Origin of the sequence: Methylotuvimicrobium buryatense (assembly GCF_005931095.1) — a bacterium.
Taxonomy (GTDB): Bacteria; Pseudomonadota; Gammaproteobacteria; order Methylococcales; family Methylomonadaceae; genus Methylotuvimicrobium; species Methylotuvimicrobium buryatense.
On the sequence record NZ_CP035467.1, the window covers coordinates 1,489,301 to 1,506,061 of the forward strand.

Genomic DNA, 16,761 nt, shown 5'->3' on the forward strand with positions numbered 1-16,761 from the left:
AGCGCGTCCAGCATAACTTAAGGTATTCATGAATATAATTGTAGTTAGTTTGGTGTTTGGTTGGGTCTTCGCATGGACCTTTTTATTGTTAATGCGATACAGTTCAAAGGTTCGTGCTGCTTGGGAAGAGCCCGTATTAAAGCATCCCATATTAATTTTTGAAAGCGACGATTGGGGGCCGGCAGATACCAAGCATTCTGATTTTTTAAAAAAAATAGAAAATCTACTTGGCAAATACATTGACCATACAGGTAGGCACCCAGTCATGACCCTGGGTGTTGTACTCGCAATACCCGACGCAAAAAAGATAATAGACTCAAATTATCAAAGCTATTATGCGCGCTTTCTGAAAGAACCCTGCTTTTCTGAAATCAAAGACCAAATGCTGAGCGGTCTCAATCGAGGGGTATTCGATCTTCAGCTTCATGGTATGGAGCATTATTGGCCGGGCAATTTGGTTGATGCTTATTCCAGTGAGAACGTCAGAGACTGGTTGTCATCATCCGAGTTTCCTGAATCCGAAGGCTTACCCTCGGCACTGCAAAGCCGGTGGATCGATGTGACCCGCTTACCGTCAAAGCCAATAAGTACAACGCAGATCAAGCAGGCTGTCGATAAAGAAGTTAAAGAATTTCTTGAAACTTTTGGCATACCACCTAAAGTAGTCGTACCGCCGACATTTATCTGGGATACTCAAGTCGAAAAAGAGTGGCTGCATAACGGGTTGAAATATTTAGTGACGCCGGGTATCAAGTTTAATGCTAGAGACGAACGAGGCAAGCCTGTAGCGAGTGGAAAGAGGCTATTCAACGGACAAAAGTCCGAAACAGAATTGATTTATATCGTCAGAAACGACTATTTCGAACCTTGCTTGGGACATACATCGGAGCAGGCTATACAGGCATTAGGGTTGAAAAGCCAACTGGCGCAACCCACTTTGCTGGAGATTCATCGAAACAACTTTACGCAATCGCCGGAGCAAAGCGAAAATGCTTTGCAGCAACTTGAATCGTGTATTCGACTTGCAATCGAGAAATATCCAAACATTAAATTTTTATCGACATTCGAATTGGCCGAAATTTATACCGGACCGTCCAGAAAGTCCAATGTCGACGATCGAATCTGTACTAGATTTATCATGTTTCTAGAGCGAATCTGGGCAGATTCCAGTATCAAAAAATGGCTTATCATTAGTGGCCTTGCTCTACCCGTTTGCGGATTGAGACTATTTAGAAAAATAATATGAAAACAAAAAATTTATTGATTATAACGGAATTGTTTTTACCGACCAAGGGCGGATCGGCTGTTTGGTTTGACGAAGTCTATCGACGCCTTGGCGGTAAAAATATTCATATTTTGACTGCCGACGTACAGGGAAGTCGCGAATACGATGCCAATCATCCTAATACCGTCCATCGAGTGAATTTACAACGAGTTTGGTGGTTAAAGCCCGAGTCCTTGGGTATGTATGCGAAATTATTTTTTAAAGCGGTGCATATTTGTTTATTCAATAAAGTCGACGCCATTCATGCGGGCAGAGTTCTGCCGGAAGGGCTTGTTGCCTGGTTAATAGGCAAATTATTTCGTAGGCCTGTTGTCATTTATGCACATGGCGAAGAAATCACGACTTGGCGACAACCCGCTAAATTTAAAGTGATGCGTTTTGCTTACAAGCATGCCGATAAAGTCATTGCCAATAGCGATTTTACAAAAAACGAATTACTTAAATTAGGCGTTGATGAAGCAATCATCAAACCGATATCGCCCGGGGTCGATATAGAAAGATTTAGGCCTGGACTGCCGTTTGACGACTTACATAAAACAATTAATTTAAACAAAGGGCAAAAACTGATTTTGTCGGTTGGCCGTTTGAGTCGTCGAAAGGGATTCGATCATGTAATTAAAGCACTACCTTTTTTACTCGATGCGGGACTCGATGTTCAATATGCCTTGATAGGTATCGGCGAGGATAGAGACTATCTTATTGACTTGGCAAAAAACAACAACGTTTTAGATCGCGTACATTTGTTGGGACATGTGGAAATGGACGATTTACCGAGATGGTACAACGCCTGTGATGTATTTGTGATGCCTAACCGTGAAATCCAAGGCGATACGGAGGGTTTCGGCATGGTGTTTTTGGAGGCCGCAGCCTGCGGCAAGCCGGCTATCTGCGGCAATGCGGGTGGGACCGGTTCGGCGATTATCGACCGTGTTACCGGGCTAAGAGTAGAGGGAGAGTCGATCGAGACTATTAAACAAGCATTGCAAGAGCTCTTGAGTGATGCAAATCTTACCGGGCAATTGGCGATTAATGCAAAGGAAAGAGCTAGACAATATTACTCATGGGAGTATGTGGCGCGGTTGACGTCTAAACAAGTTTTGTAGTCAATTAACACTAAAATAAGTGGCTACTACTAGTGCTCAGTCAATCTTATCTTGACGGATAAAAGTAATCCGTTCGTCCTGAGCCTGTCGAAGGGTGAGCGGATTTACACTGAGCTAAACGGTTTTTACCCGACATTGTAAAAATGACTGAGTGCTAGTAGTCTTAGCGATCAGTTCTATGGCACTGATCCTCTCATCTTTTCTTACGGCTATTTTTGCGTTGGTAAATGAATCCTCTTGAGTAATTCAGTTCAATTAATTGAATCTGTTAGTACCCCTACCATTAAACCGAGGCTTAGACGCCCTTTGGTCAGTGGAGCATAAAAAAATGCGATTATTAAATGTAAAATCGCTTGTACTTTTAAGCCACAACGCGCTTCCCATTTGGCAAAATCGCATAACATACCGGCAAAGCTTGAACGCCATAAGCTTCCTTGCGACTTTTTATCCAGCAACCCTCTATTTTTTTTCATGACTTTGATCGCGTTTTCGCGCATGGTCGTCAAATTTCTGCTCATACTATCCGGGCGCTTCGTAATCACCGTTAACGTGTCGGGAATACAGCGATATTCGGATAGCGCCGCATAGCGCATCCACATATCGATATCTTCCAGACTTTTCAACGTTTCGTCGAATCCCCCCGCTTTTATTTGCAATTCCTTTCTCACCATCACGCTCGAACCGCTACCCGCTACCGAGGCATTTTGCTTGAATAATGTATGCAGCGTCGAGTATTCAATCACGGGGCATTGCCAATCATTGAGAAATTGGCCGTCGGGCGTTTCAACACGCGTGTTGGTCGAACAAAAGCCAATGTCGGGATTCTTTTGTAAAAAATCAATTTGTTGCGATAGCTTTTCCGGGAGCCAATAATCGTCGGCATCCAGGAAGGCGATATAGTTGCCTTGCGAAGATTGAATGCCGGTATTTCTAGCATGGCTCAACCCGCCGTTTCTTTGAGAAATCAGTCTGATTCTTGTATCGCTATAATTTTGAATGATTTTTTCGGTATTGTCGGTACTGCCGTCATTGACAACAATCAACTCGAAATGACTGTAATATTGCGTCAATACGCTATCGATCGCCTTGTGGATAAAGGCTTCCGCATTGAATGCGGGTATGACGACACTGATCAAATCATCCGCATCCGGTGTATTGCCTTCGTTCATAATGGATAGCCTAGTTGAATCATCAATGATTCAATATTTGGTAAAATTTTTTCTATCGCTTCCGGATTTTGACTTTTCCATTTTTCTTTTTTCGGCGGCCCGTTGACGATACTGGTTGGACGTTTATTTAACGTTGCACAATGATTTTTTAAATCGTCGGTAAAAGGAATCTGCAGCCGATCGAACACCGATTGAAACATTTCAACGGGTGCTTCGAAAATATCTTCATATCGCAAATGAATCCATTTATCGTCAGCAATGAGGGGCATGGCTTCCAAAGCCATCTTATTAGCAGTAATCCATTGATAGGCACATGCTTCTTCGAGTGGCGCATGGTTATAATCGCGCCACCCGGGAGGAAGGAAAAAGCACCAATCATCAAATTCACCGTCATTGATGCTGACCGTTTCCGGTAATTTGCCTAGATACTGTTGTAGATTGAACCGGCCGCGCTGTTTCCAACCTTCCATCAAAGAACTGATGTTGTCCCGTCCATCGCGTTGAATATAAATGAAATAAGCGTTCGGAAACAATCGATGTAAATAAGCAATGCGCATAACATTGATGCAGCTTTTATCGACGACCTGTCCTTTACCTAATCGAGAATAGAAATAGGCGCATGCTTTCTGCCGATGCCCCGGATGCGCGTCGTGCTCAAAGGCGGCTTCCGAAGACCAGTTTTGGTTCCAAGGGCCATGCAGACTATGCCAGAATTGAGGGATTTCGTACGGAAACGAAAGCAAATCTTTAGATGCTCGTATTGTTTCGAAAGTAACGGTCGTTCCCGCTCTAGAGCAGCCGACTAGAAATATAGGGTCGGGAAGGTCCGGCTGAATTAAATAATAAATATTTTCCAGTGCTTTATAACTTAGAACGTGTAAGTTTTTTTTTATAATTAACGGATCGAGCAGTTTAAATATTTTTGAAGTCGGCATGATGCGTTATCTCTTTTTTGCCATAAGAAAACCTTTAATTTCACCCAATGCGGCCGCGAAGCGCACTAAAAAAAAGCGACGTTTGGCGCGGTTCACATTGAAGAGAGCATGCCCAAGATAAGTCATGATTTTTCTAATTAAATAAAGCGGAAAAAGGCCCGTAAAATTTTGTGCCTTTTCATCCAAGCGGACTGTGGAAGCACTTCGCTCATACGCTTTTTTTACCAGATAGAGTAAGGTAAGTCTTGCCGTGTCGACGTAATGATATTGAATCAGATCGGGCAAGTAGACGAGTCGCGCTCCCGTTTGAAATGCGCGTAAGACCCACTCGATATCTTCGGCTCCGCCCAAATTATGACCAATTGGTCCGAATTCGTTCGAAAAATTGCCAACCTGTGCAAATAACGGTTTTTTTATCACCAAATTGCCGCCGCCTGGTACCGCTATATCACGGGTTACTAAAATGCTTTGCTCGCCTAAATCAAAACGAGGTACCGGTAGCGGATAAATACGGTATTTCCCTTGGTCATGGACCCACTCAGGTTCTGAGCCGTCCCAGTCAGGGAGAATTTTTCCGCAAAAAAAATCGGCGTCAGGGTGATTTTGTAAAGCCGTTTCAATAGCCAAAAAATAATTGTCATCGACGCGATGGTCATCGTCGATCATGGCTATGATGTTGCTTTTTAGAAGCGGAAGCGCATGATTTAAAGCATTGGATTTTCCCGGTTTCGGCACTTCAACCCACCTTAGAGGAAAGCTATTAGGGTCGTTCTTGTGCTTGTAGAGTTCTAAAAACTGATGTGTGTTATCCGTGCAAGCGTTTGCAACAACAAATAGTGAAACGCTGAAATTATTCGGTTTTTTCGTGTTGTTAATGAAATCAATAGTTCGTTGAAGTAACTGAAATCTATTATGAGTACAAATGATAACCTCTATCGATTTTTCAAGTTCATTAGGCATTTTATATTGATTAATTTTTTATGAGGAATTAAAAATTTTCCACTCGAAATAGGCTATATTTTTGAATGGCAATAAAAAGTTTTTGGATCAACTGAATGACATTGAACACTATTTCGCTTCGATTGAGTGCAAATAACAATAGTAGGCTTCATCTTTTTTTCTATAAAAAATCGACGGTAATCGAATAATAACCTTAACTTGTGCAAATCAAGCTTTTTCTTTTTCTGTAACCGACAATCATGCCAAATGCGTGAGACGCGTTCATTGCTTGTCGAAGTACGCCTGAATTCCCGGTCAAAAACATAGAGACAGTTTTAAGACAATGTTTCATTAATTGTCCGACCATAAAAGGTGGAATGCCTAAAAAAGTTCGTGGATAATCCGGGAGTTCATTCAAGGCTCTTCTCAAGCCGGAACGATAGTGCAGCTTAATAAAATAAGAGCGTTTAAGTCGCCACGGCTCGACATCATGGAGTACACACATATCCGGATTATAGAAAATGCGACGATTTTGTTTTAGCCAACTTCTAAACATGGCGGCATCTTCACCTCCGCCGATTTTTCCTTTTCGGTCGTAACGATGATCGAATCTTAAATCAGGATTTGCCCTGAATATCCTCATATCATAGGCGATATTTGCAGTCCAGATAGGCGTTGTGTCATATTTGATCTGAAAAGATTGGTTGCCATAGTCAATAGCCGCTAGAAAACCTAATAAATCGTCGGTAAGCCAGGAGGGTCTTTTATGGGTAGAAAAATCCATCTCGACACGGCCTCCAACGCATTCGGCGCCATCGTTCAAAATACTATTGACCGCTGATTCGATGAGTCCAGGCTGTGGGATTTCGTCATCATCGATAAAAATCATGATGTCTGAATTCAATGACTCTTCAATGGCTCGATTTCGGGCGGCAACGATTCCCTGAACGTGTTCGGTAACAAAACGCAGATGAGGGCCGGGCAGGTGTGCTAAACGCTCAAGTTCTTCCAGGGTGTTATCCGAGCTATTGTTGTTTATCGCTAATATTTCAAAAGGCAGCGAAGCGCTTTGCTGTCGAATTGCGACGACTAATTTGTCGAGCCTTTCGGCACGGTTGAAAGTACAAAAAGCCAGGGTTATTCGTTTATTCTGCATGCGGTTCGTGCCGTAATTGAGTAATCAGTTTTCGATACAGAGAAAACGGTAGGATTGACGGTAATAAATATTTTATGTCTTTTGTTTTAAAGTGGCCCATCAGAAACAGTTTTCGAAAGAGATGGTGCGAAGTCGCCAAGTCTCCTTTCCAATAGGATACATAAGCTTTGTGCAGTAATTCGCCGTTAGTTATTTCTTTAAGTTTATCCTTTCCGAAACTTTCGGCAATTTCGGGATGTGATTCCAGGTATTTAAGCTGAATGCGCCAGTGATTCAATGCAATCCGTAAACGGTTTTTGGTAATTTGTTCGCCGTCATGGTGGTGATAGTAAGCCAAGACTTCCGGAACTAGGACGATTTTGTTGAAAGAGGCGATTCTGAGCCACAAATCGTAATCCATGCATGACGTCCATTGTTCGTCGAATCCACGGGCAGCATCGATCGCCGATTTACGAGTCAACGCGCCGTGAATCGGCCAACGGCAACCGCGTAACAGCGTCTCGATTTTGTCCGGCTTCTCGTAGTCGGGTGGTATGAAAGGTTTACAGCGATTGGGTTCTAATCCAATGTTCTGCCAACCGCAATAGGCAATCGATGCATCTTTATTGTTTTGTAAGGCTCGATGAAGTTTGGACAGGCAGTCGGGGTGCCAGCTGTCGTCCGAATCGAGAAAGGCGATAAATCGCCCCTTGGCATCTTTGATGCCGTGGTTTCTAGCTGGCCCCGGCCCCTTATTCGGTTGATCGATGACACGCAATCCTGAATACCTATCGGCAAGCTTTTTCAGTATCGCTAACGAATCGTCGGTCGAACCGTCATTGACGACAATCAATTCGAAATCCTTAAAGGTTTGCCGGTAAACGCTGTCAATGCTTGTTTCTATGCATTTTTCGGCATTGTAGCAAGGCATGATGATTGAGATATGTGGGCTTTGCGACATGGTTTTGGGGTGACTGGTCAATTAACCATTCCATTATGGTCCATGTGGGTGAATTTGTCAGGTCGATCGGCGGTTTTCTTTTGCGTCAAGGTTGAGGGGTCAGTTTTGTTTTAAGGCGTTTCAGATAGTAGTTAGCCAGTTTTTTCAAACTGACATCATTGTCTGCAAAGTTTAATTTGCGCGCTAAAACGCTTGAAGTATCGCCAGAAAAAACAGTGACACGTCGAATCAGCAACGGATTATCATCTTTTTTAAACCAGCCGGAGCGAGTGCTACAAGCCCATTGATAACCGGCTGCCTGGACGGCCTGGAGTGTATCTTCGTTATATCGGCCAAAAGGATAGGCAAACCCGGTAACGGGTTTTTGCACTATATCTTCCAGTATCTGTTTGGATCGGGTGAGTTCGTCTAATTGTTGCTTAAAAGGCAATTGAGATAAATCGGGATGGGAACAGGTATGCGAACCGATTTCCATGCCGGCATTCGACATTTCTTGTATTTGATCGGCAGAGAGCATTTTTGTTTGCTCAGAAGGCGGTCTCATCCATTGCGCATGTTTGCCGATACAATCCGTGGTGATAAACCAGGTGGCTTTCATCCCGTTTTCAACTAATGGCAGAAACGCATTTTCGAAGTTGTCGGCGTAGCCGTCGTCGAAAGTCAGCGTGACAGATGAGGAGGGTAACGCTTTGTCTTCTAACAGATCGCTGATTTTCGCAAAATGCCAACCGTTTTTATCTAAATAAGCCAATTGGCGTTGAAACAGACAGGCTTGTAGCGAATAGTTTGTTATAGGGTTCGCGGTGGGCGTTCCGTGGTACATCAAAACGATAGATTGATTGGTAGACGTCATCTTTACACTGTTTTGTTTTTTAGACCATTTTAAAATGCGCTGTTGCCATATATCTAAAAATCCAATTAGGTTTCAAGATCATAATTTAATTTAAGACCTCCAGTTGCATAACCTGGATGATGATCAGCAATAGGGCGAATTTTGAAATCACTTTTAAAAAATAAAGACGTTGTTTCAGCATGGGCATTGAGTGGGCTTAATCCAGAAAAGTCAATTTCAAAAAAGCCAGCATCTCTTAATATTTGGCACGTTTCAGGCAACCAGTCCGAATTATCGACGATCAATAAGCCATCGGGTTTGAGATGTGACAATGCTTTTTCAGTGCATTTTTTTCGAGTGCTGAGTTTGCTGAATCCATCAATAACAATAACATCATATTGGTTAAGTTGATCGATAACATTAATGTATTTTTCAACTTGATCAGGCATGACGTTGTCATTATCAATTTCTGAAAGTATAATTTGACAATTATTCGGTTTATTTTGTGAGACTATTTCATACCATAATTTAGAGTTTTCAATACTGGTTACTGATTTAGATCGAGCAGCCCACCATTTTGTTGAATTTCCACAGCCGTATTCCAATACGTCACAATCAGAAAAATCCCATAAACGTAATTGTTCTATCGCTGGATAGGTATACCAAGGAATCGGGTTGCCATTGCCATCGACACATTGATTTTCTTTTAAAGAACGTAAATAACCGTATTCTCTTTTGAATAAACGCCAGGCCAACAAGCTTTTATGCAGTTCTCTCGGGGTTGATTCATCTAAAAAAACACTAAACCGGTGTAATGTGTAAATTTTTTTTAATATGGTGGATAAATTTGCCAAATATCTAATTAAATTTTTTATCATTTTTGAGTATAATTTTTTATTATATGAAATAATTTTATTTAGTGATTTTATAAATATTTATTAATTTTATATTCCTGTCGTTTTAATCATCGTATTTGCTTGTGCCATAAGCTAAGAGATAGGATTCGTGTAAAGAATTCGGGATCACTTTCCCCCCATTCCTGTGTAGTTTTTATCCATGGATTCCATCCTAGCAATTCAGTGATTAAGTCAATCGTTTCTTTTTCCATCGAAAGCCATAGATTTTGAATGACTGGGGAGTGGCTTATTACGTATGACCAGTTCGGCCAAAGATTGTGACTTGCATAAGGAGGGATAACAGCTTGTTTCTGAGAATTTCCTAGTTTTTCCAAAATCCATGGTTTCAAAATTGTCGCATTGATTTTGGCTAGTGAAGAACTATTAATCGCTATCCCGGTATTGCCGTTTGGAATATCATTCGCTTGCTTACATAAATGTGCAACGGCTTCATTATACAATTTTCCGTTGAGTTTGAGTGAAATAGGTATTTTTAAGTATAGGTTTAATAAATTTTTGTCGGTAAAAAATGGATCCCACGGTAATGTTCGATGACATAAGCTACGTGCTGCAAAACTACCTATTCGAGATACAGGATTTAATCTCAGGTGCTCTATTGTCATCAAATCGAAATCATTTTTCGGGGGAGTTGTAACATTTTGGTATAGCTCGCTGAGTCTTTCATCGACTTTTTTATGCCATTGTTCTGCAACCGGTCTGTGCCATAAATAATATTTAAAATCGAATTTTCCACGAGTTACGTAAGGCAATCTTTTACCAAACAACGTGTACCATTTTTTGTTTAATAACAGCCCTTTGAACAGGCAGTCAGCATAACAACCTGAAATAATCGAACCGAATTGCATTTTATTGATTTCGTCGAGACCTCCATGATAATGACCGTCGGTAAAATTCCACATTCCGCCGGCTATCCGCATTACCTCACTGGCGACTCTCGGATAATAGTCGAGGTCTCTTTGTATCAACAAATGCTCCGCTTGTGCGCGGTTGGCTAACGATTTGGCCACTGCCAGTTCCCGATTGTCTCCATCATAAAATGTAATGCCTGTTAAGCCGTTACGATTGGATGCGGCAAATAGCGGTATGCGGGAGTCGGTCCCGCCGCTCAAGAACACGCCGACCTTGCCTAAAATCGGCTGAGTTCTTCGTTCGACGGCTTTACTTAATCCCTCGGCGAGTTCGAGGGTGAGTTCAGTCAGTTGTGATTTTGGTAAGGGCTGCGGTTCGGGAGTCCAGTACCGTTGATGATTGAAGTGTTTGTTTTTGAGATTCCAGGTATATAAAGACCCTGAATCCAATTCTTTAATTTCCTGATAAAAAGTGTATGGGTGAACCCCTTGGCTGGTTCGCAACAATTCGGCCATCGTAACAAAATCGGGCGTCCAGCTGTTAAGGTTTTGTGCGAGTGCGTCCGGGTGTGTACAAAGAATGAATTTGTCAGGATTGTCTATTCCGTAACCGTATATAGGATAGATGCCGAGTCGATCGGTGCATAAAGTAAGCTGGGCTTTGTTTGCTTCATAAATAATTACGCAATATCCGCCATTGAGTTCTGTCAATGCGGATATGCCCAAGTTTTGGTAGCGCGATAAAATTTCATGAGCGACCATGGCTTCGTATTCATTATTCTTTCCGAGTTTGGCCCATTCTTCGGGCTCAAATGCAACGCGACCGCCAAGTAAAATTAAGGTATTAGTCGTGACATCATGATAGGACGCCCATAGTTTTCGATCGTCGACCCGCGTACAAACCGCAACGAGATTATTTATACTAAATTCCTGGCTCCAACTATTTGCCGCGAATTTCAGTTGCTGGGCAATCTTCGCCGGATTTATTTGATTGTTGCAGCTTGTAGATAATAGTAAGGATGACATACAAGTTAATAAGTTGTTTTATGCTGCATTTGCAGTCGGAATTTTTAAAAGTTTTTTCCAGCGCGCCGATTCGCTTTTTAGTTGTTTAATTGGCCAATAGAGAAACAATAGCGCATAAGTTATTCCGCCCGCACTTGATTGGATTATGAGATACTTTTTTGAATTAGATTCGACATTGTACAAGGTTAGAAAATAATCGCCTATAGCTAGTGTGGTGGCTAATAGTAAGTTAAGCTGAATGGCCGGATCTAAGGCAGTGAGAAATTCTTTAAAAGTCGCTTTTATATAACGAGCAGCAAAAAAAGACATGGTAAACGATAAAAATAGTATCGCAGGAATAATACCAAGAGAGACATAAAATAAATTGTTATATTGAATACCATACCAGCATCCTATTGCCGTTAACACAAGCGCTAACGATTGTAGTATTATTTCGACTCCTAAATGGTTGTGAGCTGCCAATACTGCGCCAGCAGTATTCATTAAGCAGCTGAATAATCGAGAAATGCTGAATATTTGTAATGGGATTGCCGCTAGTTGCCATTTTGGTCCATAGACAGTCATTATAAAGGGTTCGGAAAGCCAAATTAAAGCGATGTAAAAAGGAAAAGTGTAAACCGTAACTAGCGTAACCGTGCGTAAGTAAATATATTTACTCTTGTCGATATTATCTTGGGTCGAAGAAAGCGCTCGGAATACCGTTTGATAGGCCGATCCTGCAATAGTCTGTAATGGAATTGCGCTAGTGCTGACGCCTTTATTGAATAGCCCGAGCATAGTAGAGTCGAGCATTTTTCCTATCATGAAGTTAGGCGTTTCTCGCCTTAAATATTCTATGATGTCGTTGATTGTCAATTTGATGCCGTAGCCGCCTAGTTGCTTGGCAAGTCTCTTATCGTAAGCGAAATAAGGGACGGTTCGGCTGTGAATTATGAAAAGCAGCGCCGATAGAAAAGAGCCGATCAATCCGCCATAGATCAAGCTCCAGACGCCGAGTTCCTGCGTTGCCAGAAAAATGCTAGACGTGCTCGATACGATCAAGGTGAGTAAGCTGATAATGGCGATCGATTTAAATCGCATGTCGCGGCTTAATTTGGCGCGGGAAATGTTGACGAACGGTCTTATTAAAAAATTGAGTGTAGATACGCGCAGTAAGTCGGTATATATCGGGTTATCCAGAAATCTTGCAATATAGGGTGATGAGTAATAAAAAACTCCATAAATAATGCTGCAAATGAGTAATTGTAACGTGAATACAACCCGATAATGTCTGGCGGAAATATCTTTGGATTGAATCAAGGCCTGGCCCATGCCCCCGCCGGCAATGAAACCGGCAAAGCCGGTGAATACTTGCGTCATTACCAGTAGACCGAAATCCGCCGGTACCAATAATCGCGCTAAAATGATACCAAAAAAAAACTCTAATGCCCGTTGACTAACATTGCCGGTAAATAGCCAAAGCGTCCCGCTTCTGATGGATGTGCCAAGTTGCATAGTTTTTTGTTATTCCTTGGTTAGTTTTTGTAAGTGTTTTTTTAAGGTTTTCGAATTCGGGTTATATTTAAGACCCTTCTTTAAGATGGCAACGGCTTCTTTTTTATTGTTTTGCTTGAGATACAATTTGCTTATAGCGGCATAAGGGGGGGCAACTTTGGGGTTGAGTCTGATGCTGTTTTGGTAGGCTTTCATCGCCTTTCCTGGCTCTTCCAAACCTTCGTAAACGCGGCCTATATCGAATGATATTTTAGGTTGTAAGGCAAAATTTGGTGAGGAGTGCTCTTTTGTGTATATCATTTGGTTGAGGCTTGCCTGGAGCGTTTGCTTTCTTTCTTTGCTTTCGATTTTACGACCCGCTGCATTGAACAGATGTAGACCATAGCAATAATGGTGTATATGAATGAAGTCTTTGCCGAGACGTTTTTTCCATATTTCAGTACTTCTTTCATCGCCAACCTTATATCGTGCTTTGCAGTATTCAGGTATTAACGAAAAATCGATTTCTGACTTCCAGTTTGCATTCACAGGAAGACTTAAGATCATAAACATTATAAAAATAATCTTTTTTAAATAGCGCATTTTATAAGCCCATAATTAATATGAAGTTATCTATCTTGTAATATATATTATCTGCCTGGCTGTAATTATTCACACCCCCTATCGTTCCTACGCTCCGGCGTGGGAATGAAGACCGAGACGCTCTAGCGTCTCGTACCGCTGGAGCGGTACTCAGGCGTTCCCACGCCGGAGCGTGGGAACGATAATTTTCGGGGGACTGAATAATTACGCCTGGCTTGTACAGGATTGGCATTTTGCGGTCGATTATTTAATAATACAAGGGTTTAAACTTTTCTTGAAGTTGATCGCATAGTACTCTAATTTCGTTTGAGATATGGGGCGGTGTTCTTCGTTTAATTGAGTGCGCGAAGACATCGGATATCATTCGCGGTCTGTACTCTATCCCTATAAATTGGCATATTTTTTTTATATTAATTTCCGGCTTCGTAACTAAGTCTTCGTAAGAAATTAATAAAACTCGTTGGTCTTTATCAAATTGTTGATCAAAGAACAGGATATTGCGAAAGTACCATTGTAACGCAGAGGCGGATGAGTCGCCCATGCCTTCGTGGATTAAGTCTTTTAGTTTATTACGGGTCTTATCGGTCATGCCACGTCCAAGCCATTCTTTGCTGCCTTTATGTACGATTCGAATGACTTGTTTTTCCATATTGGGAAAAGACTTCAACATGGATGCCACGACGTCGTCATAAGATCTCACGATCCAAATAACTTTTGCCGGCTTAAAGTATTCCATGAGTTCTTTAAGATCTTGCAGCTCACATAGGGCCTTGATGATGAATTTTGGGGCACGCGATTGATTTATCAACTTTTGAATCGTGTGTCGATCGCGCATTTGATAATTGTCGAATGCGCGTGAATCGCGTTCGTGGTAAACATCGGTCTCAAAGCTTTTCTCTATTATGTCCATAAGCATGTTGGTGCCGGAGCGTTGCATGCCGGCAATAAAGACTCGCTCTTGGTTTTTTTTGTTAAATTTCGGGGTTAACCAAAGTCCTTTTTTTAAAAATAGAAAAATAATCCGACGGATTTTAGGTATTAAGTGAGAAAGTTTATTTTTCATATAACTGTGAAAGTTCTTAGATCTGGTGCCCTTATCTATTTTTTCGATATGCAAAACTTTCATTTGCCGGGGCGATTGCCAGGGCTTCACGAACGTTAGGTGGTTTTATGCCTTGTTAAAAATATAGATAAAACCTTGCACATGGAAGTCCTCTATTTTTTTGACGACTTTTAGAATGGGTTGAATAGTAATTGATTAAGCAGCCAGTCGCGTATTGTTTTGAGATGGTCGGTTTTGTTGAGTTCGACCGGAGGGCTTACTATAGATAGTCTTCCGGTTCGGCTGCATTTGCGCCAAGCTAGAGTCTTGCGCTTATCCGGTTGGCCATATTGGTGGCTTGGTGCCGTCTTCTGTATTAAAATACTTACGGTCGTACGTTATCTCCCTGTTTCTACTGAATTGGTTTTTTATACATAGTTAGTTCGGTTTGAGTAAATTATTAGGTTATTTATTAAACCAGGTAACTCGTTCTTTTAGGTCTATGTTTTTCAATAATCCGTTTGCCAACAATTGTTCCAAGTAACGTTCTTGACCGCCTTGCCTGTCTTTGACTTGATAAAGCTTGCCTTTGCTTTCTTGAATCGTTCCAAATTTCTCGCCGCTTTCCAGTTTATCGAAAAGTTCGCAAAATGCCTGAGTGCTGCTTTTTACCGCTCGCCAGAATAGCTCGAGTTCGGTATCGGTTTCTTTGACTTCGGGGCTAACGTGGGCAATCAATTTGCCGGTATCGATGCCGGCATTGATGTAATGGATCGTGCAGCCGACTTTTTCCGGCTCTTGATTGTAAAGCGCCCAGAATGTGCAGTCGGCGCCCCGGTATTCGGGAGAGAGTCCGCCATGCAGGTTGATAATTCCGAGCCTTCCTTTTTCCAGCAGCGGCCCTTTGATCAGTGACGTACCGAATACCGCGATGACGTCGGGTTGATATTGGTCGACGATGGAGAGAACCTGTTCGTCGTTGATGTAAGGGACTTCGATACGCAATTCCGCTCGGTCTAGTTTGGGCTCATTTTCGCCGAAATAGTATTTGGCTTCCGGATTGCCTTTGTAACGCTTACGGTCACGCAACCAACGTGAGACTTTTTGCCAAAGTTTTTTAGGGTCTTTGAGCAGTTTAAATATTTTGCCGATAAATTGATGGCTGCCCGTTTCCTGAATGATCGCCTTCGGTTGGCAATGCCGGCAAAGTTCGTTCGCAAAGTAAATGTGTCTCGGCGATTGTCCGCATAAGATAATCACTGAAAGATTGGACATTTCTTTAGCTCCTGGCCGTTTCGGGAATCGGTTCGCCCGAGATTCGTGTCATAAGTGCATCCGCAAAAAATTTGGCGGCCCAGTTAGGATATTCGAACATGGAATAGCGTCCCCAAATCGGCGCGGAGCCTGCTATTGCGCCGTCTCTATGATCTTTTTTGCCGGTGATGGGTTGATTGGCTTTTAGATATCGAATACCTGCATCGGCATTTTGTTCGAGTTCTTTCAGGTTGCAGGCTTGTGACAGTCTTAGCCAAATAATGCTCATTTGTGCGAGACCGGTTAGGCAGCAATAATTGGCTTGCTGTTGCCAGTTATCGGCATAGCGACCCGCCAACCAACCGTCTTGCCGTTGTTGTGCGGCTTGTGCTTTAGCGGCTTTAATCGCGGCGTTGAGCATTTCTTGGTTCTCTAGCAGTAACCCACTTTCCATAATGCCGCGAATAGCATAAGCGATGTTGTGCGTAAATGGTAGGCCGTCGGCCGTAAATGCGTTCGTTTTAAACCAACCGGATGGTGTTTGCTGAGTAAGCGCCCAGCGGATATTTTTTTCTGCCGCGTCAACTAAAGCCTTTTCGTTGGCAATTAGGCCTGTTCTCAGTAAGGCCCAAGCCGCTCGGGTGTTGTAGGTATGCGGCGTATCGTTATGGACCGATTGTCTCCAGCAACCGTCGTCGTCTTGTTTCGATATCATCCACCGGCCGGCATTGACGGCCGCTTCGAGGCATTCGTTGCGCTGGAAATTAAGGTATCCGGCAAGCATGCCGTGCATGATTTGCCCGGTGTTAAAAATGACGGGTTTGCTGCCGGATTCGCCGAAATGGCCCGGAAACGAGCCGTCCGGGTTTTGAATCGAGAGTTCCCAGTCTATGATGCGTTGTGCACGTTGGGCGAGTTCCGATTGTTTTAGGATTTTTTCGGCAGCCAGAAACGTTTCGACGATATAGCCGCTGGTTTCCGGATAACTGGGCAGCCAGCCGTCTTCGAAACTCCAACCCGCCGAGACGCCGCCTTGGTCGGGTTGTCCGGTGCGTTGATCTTGAGCTCTGCATAACCAATCGATTGCGGCCTTAAGATGAACTTCGTCCGAGTTGACCGGCTGTTTGCTCAAACCTTTTAGGTCGTCGACAATGATGCTGAAATGTTCCGGGCGCCAGGGTTTGTATCTGAAGGGTAGGGCGATCAGTTTTTGGAGTGTATTTGCCATCGCTTTCTTAT

The 16,761-nt window shown here is 42.7% G+C and carries 15 protein-coding genes; 2 read left to right on the forward strand and 13 right to left on the reverse strand.

Annotation, left to right across the window (positions count from 1 at the left end; translation table 11 throughout):
* Positions 1–265: 265 nt before the first annotated feature.
* Together EQU24_RS06770 and EQU24_RS06775 are read left to right on the forward strand one after the other, a co-directional pair.
* A complete protein-coding gene (locus EQU24_RS06770; protein ID WP_138767114.1) occupies positions 266–1,246 on the forward strand; it encodes a hypothetical protein in 981 nt (326 codons plus the stop codon).
* Positions 1,243–2,388 (forward strand): glycosyltransferase family 4 protein, encoded by a 1,146-nt coding sequence (locus EQU24_RS06775; protein ID WP_017840214.1) that lies wholly within the window; start codon positions 1,243–1,245, stop codon positions 2,386–2,388. The genes EQU24_RS06770 and EQU24_RS06775 overlap by 4 nt, the downstream gene beginning before the upstream one ends.
* Before the next feature lie 251 nt (positions 2,389–2,639).
* Here EQU24_RS06775 and EQU24_RS06780 read toward each other — a convergent pair whose 3' ends face one another.
* The 13 genes from EQU24_RS06780 to EQU24_RS06840 all read right to left on the reverse strand — a co-directional run bounded on the left by EQU24_RS06780 (position 2,640) and on the right by EQU24_RS06840 (position 16,750).
* Positions 2,640–3,557 carry a glycosyltransferase family 2 protein gene (locus EQU24_RS06780; RefSeq protein ID WP_017840213.1) on the reverse strand — a complete coding sequence of 306 codons (918 nt, stop codon included), beginning with the start codon at positions 3,555–3,557 and terminating at the stop codon, positions 2,640–2,642.
* Positions 3,554–4,492, reverse strand: a complete 939-nt coding sequence (locus EQU24_RS06785) for a sulfotransferase family protein (protein WP_017840212.1) — start codon at positions 4,490–4,492, stop codon at positions 3,554–3,556. The genes EQU24_RS06780 and EQU24_RS06785 overlap by 4 nt, the downstream gene beginning before the upstream one ends.
* A gap of 6 nt (positions 4,493–4,498) precedes the next feature.
* A complete protein-coding gene (locus tag EQU24_RS06790; RefSeq protein ID WP_026130111.1) occupies positions 4,499–5,452 on the reverse strand; it encodes a glycosyltransferase family 2 protein in 954 nt (317 codons plus the stop codon).
* A 193-nt stretch (positions 5,453–5,645) separates the two neighbouring features.
* Positions 5,646–6,587, reverse strand: coding sequence for a glycosyltransferase (locus EQU24_RS06795; RefSeq protein WP_017840210.1), 942 nt, complete (start codon positions 6,585–6,587; stop codon positions 5,646–5,648).
* Positions 6,577–7,527 carry a glycosyltransferase family 2 protein gene (locus tag EQU24_RS06800; RefSeq protein ID WP_017840209.1) on the reverse strand — a complete coding sequence of 317 codons (951 nt, stop codon included), beginning with the start codon at positions 7,525–7,527 and terminating at the stop codon, positions 6,577–6,579. The genes EQU24_RS06795 and EQU24_RS06800 overlap by 11 nt, the downstream gene beginning before the upstream one ends.
* Before the next feature lie 85 nt (positions 7,528–7,612).
* Positions 7,613–8,380 (reverse strand): polysaccharide deacetylase family protein, encoded by a 768-nt coding sequence (locus tag EQU24_RS06805; RefSeq protein ID WP_017840208.1) that lies wholly within the window; start codon positions 8,378–8,380, stop codon positions 7,613–7,615.
* Positions 8,381–8,445: 65 nt separating this feature from the next.
* Positions 8,446–9,237 carry an O-methyltransferase gene (locus EQU24_RS06810; protein WP_017840207.1) on the reverse strand — a complete coding sequence of 264 codons (792 nt, stop codon included), beginning with the start codon at positions 9,235–9,237 and terminating at the stop codon, positions 8,446–8,448.
* 86 nt (positions 9,238–9,323) lie between these two features.
* Positions 9,324–11,150 carry an asparagine synthase-related protein gene (locus tag EQU24_RS06815; RefSeq protein WP_017840206.1) on the reverse strand — a complete coding sequence of 609 codons (1,827 nt, stop codon included), beginning with the start codon at positions 11,148–11,150 and terminating at the stop codon, positions 9,324–9,326.
* Between the two features lie 18 nt (positions 11,151–11,168).
* Entirely contained in the window at positions 11,169–12,644 is a 1,476-nt protein-coding gene (locus EQU24_RS06820; RefSeq protein ID WP_017840205.1) for a lipopolysaccharide biosynthesis protein, read from the reverse strand.
* 9 nt (positions 12,645–12,653) lie between these two features.
* The gene (locus tag EQU24_RS06825) at positions 12,654–13,226 is read right to left on the reverse strand and encodes a tetratricopeptide repeat protein (RefSeq protein WP_017840204.1); all 573 of its coding nucleotides are present in this window, start codon (positions 13,224–13,226) and stop codon (positions 12,654–12,656) included.
* A 247-nt stretch (positions 13,227–13,473) separates the two neighbouring features.
* Positions 13,474–14,289, reverse strand: a complete 816-nt coding sequence (locus EQU24_RS06830) for a sulfotransferase family protein (protein WP_026130110.1) — start codon at positions 14,287–14,289, stop codon at positions 13,474–13,476.
* 444 nt (positions 14,290–14,733) lie between these two features.
* On the reverse strand, positions 14,734–15,543 hold the full coding sequence (locus EQU24_RS06835; RefSeq protein ID WP_017840202.1) for a formyl transferase: 810 nt from the start codon (positions 15,541–15,543) through the stop codon (positions 14,734–14,736).
* 4 nt (positions 15,544–15,547) lie between these two features.
* On the reverse strand, positions 15,548–16,750 hold the full coding sequence (locus EQU24_RS06840) for a prenyltransferase/squalene oxidase repeat-containing protein (RefSeq protein ID WP_017840201.1): 1,203 nt from the start codon (positions 16,748–16,750) through the stop codon (positions 15,548–15,550).
* Positions 16,751–16,761 lie beyond the last annotated feature (11 nt).

Excerpts from the sequence above, each read along its gene's own strand:
- EQU24_RS06785 (WP_017840212.1), bottom strand. The coding sequence starts at position 4,492 with ATGCCGACTTCAAAAATATTTAAACTGCTCGATCCGTTAATTATAAAA.
- EQU24_RS06840 (WP_017840201.1), bottom strand. The coding sequence starts at position 16,750 with ATGGCAAATACACTCCAAAAACTGATCGCCCTACCCTTCAGATACAAA.
- EQU24_RS06805 (WP_017840208.1), bottom strand. The coding sequence starts at position 8,380 with ATGACGTCTACCAATCAATCTATCGTTTTGATGTACCACGGAACGCCC.
- EQU24_RS06790 (WP_026130111.1), bottom strand. The coding sequence starts at position 5,452 with ATGCCTAATGAACTTGAAAAATCGATAGAGGTTATCATTTGTACTCAT.
- EQU24_RS06775 (WP_017840214.1), top strand. The coding sequence starts at position 1,243 with ATGAAAACAAAAAATTTATTGATTATAACGGAATTGTTTTTACCGACC.
- EQU24_RS06810 (WP_017840207.1), bottom strand. The coding sequence starts at position 9,237 with ATGATAAAAAATTTAATTAGATATTTGGCAAATTTATCCACCATATTA.
- EQU24_RS06795 (WP_017840210.1), bottom strand. The coding sequence starts at position 6,587 with ATGCAGAATAAACGAATAACCCTGGCTTTTTGTACTTTCAACCGTGCC.
- EQU24_RS06830 (WP_026130110.1), bottom strand. The coding sequence starts at position 14,289 with ATGAAAAATAAACTTTCTCACTTAATACCTAAAATCCGTCGGATTATT.
- EQU24_RS06820 (WP_017840205.1), bottom strand. The coding sequence starts at position 12,644 with ATGCAACTTGGCACATCCATCAGAAGCGGGACGCTTTGGCTATTTACC.
- EQU24_RS06825 (WP_017840204.1), bottom strand. The coding sequence starts at position 13,226 with ATGCGCTATTTAAAAAAGATTATTTTTATAATGTTTATGATCTTAAGT.
- EQU24_RS06800 (WP_017840209.1), bottom strand. The coding sequence starts at position 7,527 with ATGTCGCAAAGCCCACATATCTCAATCATCATGCCTTGCTACAATGCC.
- EQU24_RS06770 (WP_138767114.1), top strand. The coding sequence starts at position 266 with ATGACCCTGGGTGTTGTACTCGCAATACCCGACGCAAAAAAGATAATA.
- EQU24_RS06835 (WP_017840202.1), bottom strand. The coding sequence starts at position 15,543 with ATGTCCAATCTTTCAGTGATTATCTTATGCGGACAATCGCCGAGACAC.
- EQU24_RS06815 (WP_017840206.1), bottom strand. The coding sequence starts at position 11,150 with ATGTCATCCTTACTATTATCTACAAGCTGCAACAATCAAATAAATCCG.
- EQU24_RS06780 (WP_017840213.1), bottom strand. The coding sequence starts at position 3,557 with ATGAACGAAGGCAATACACCGGATGCGGATGATTTGATCAGTGTCGTC.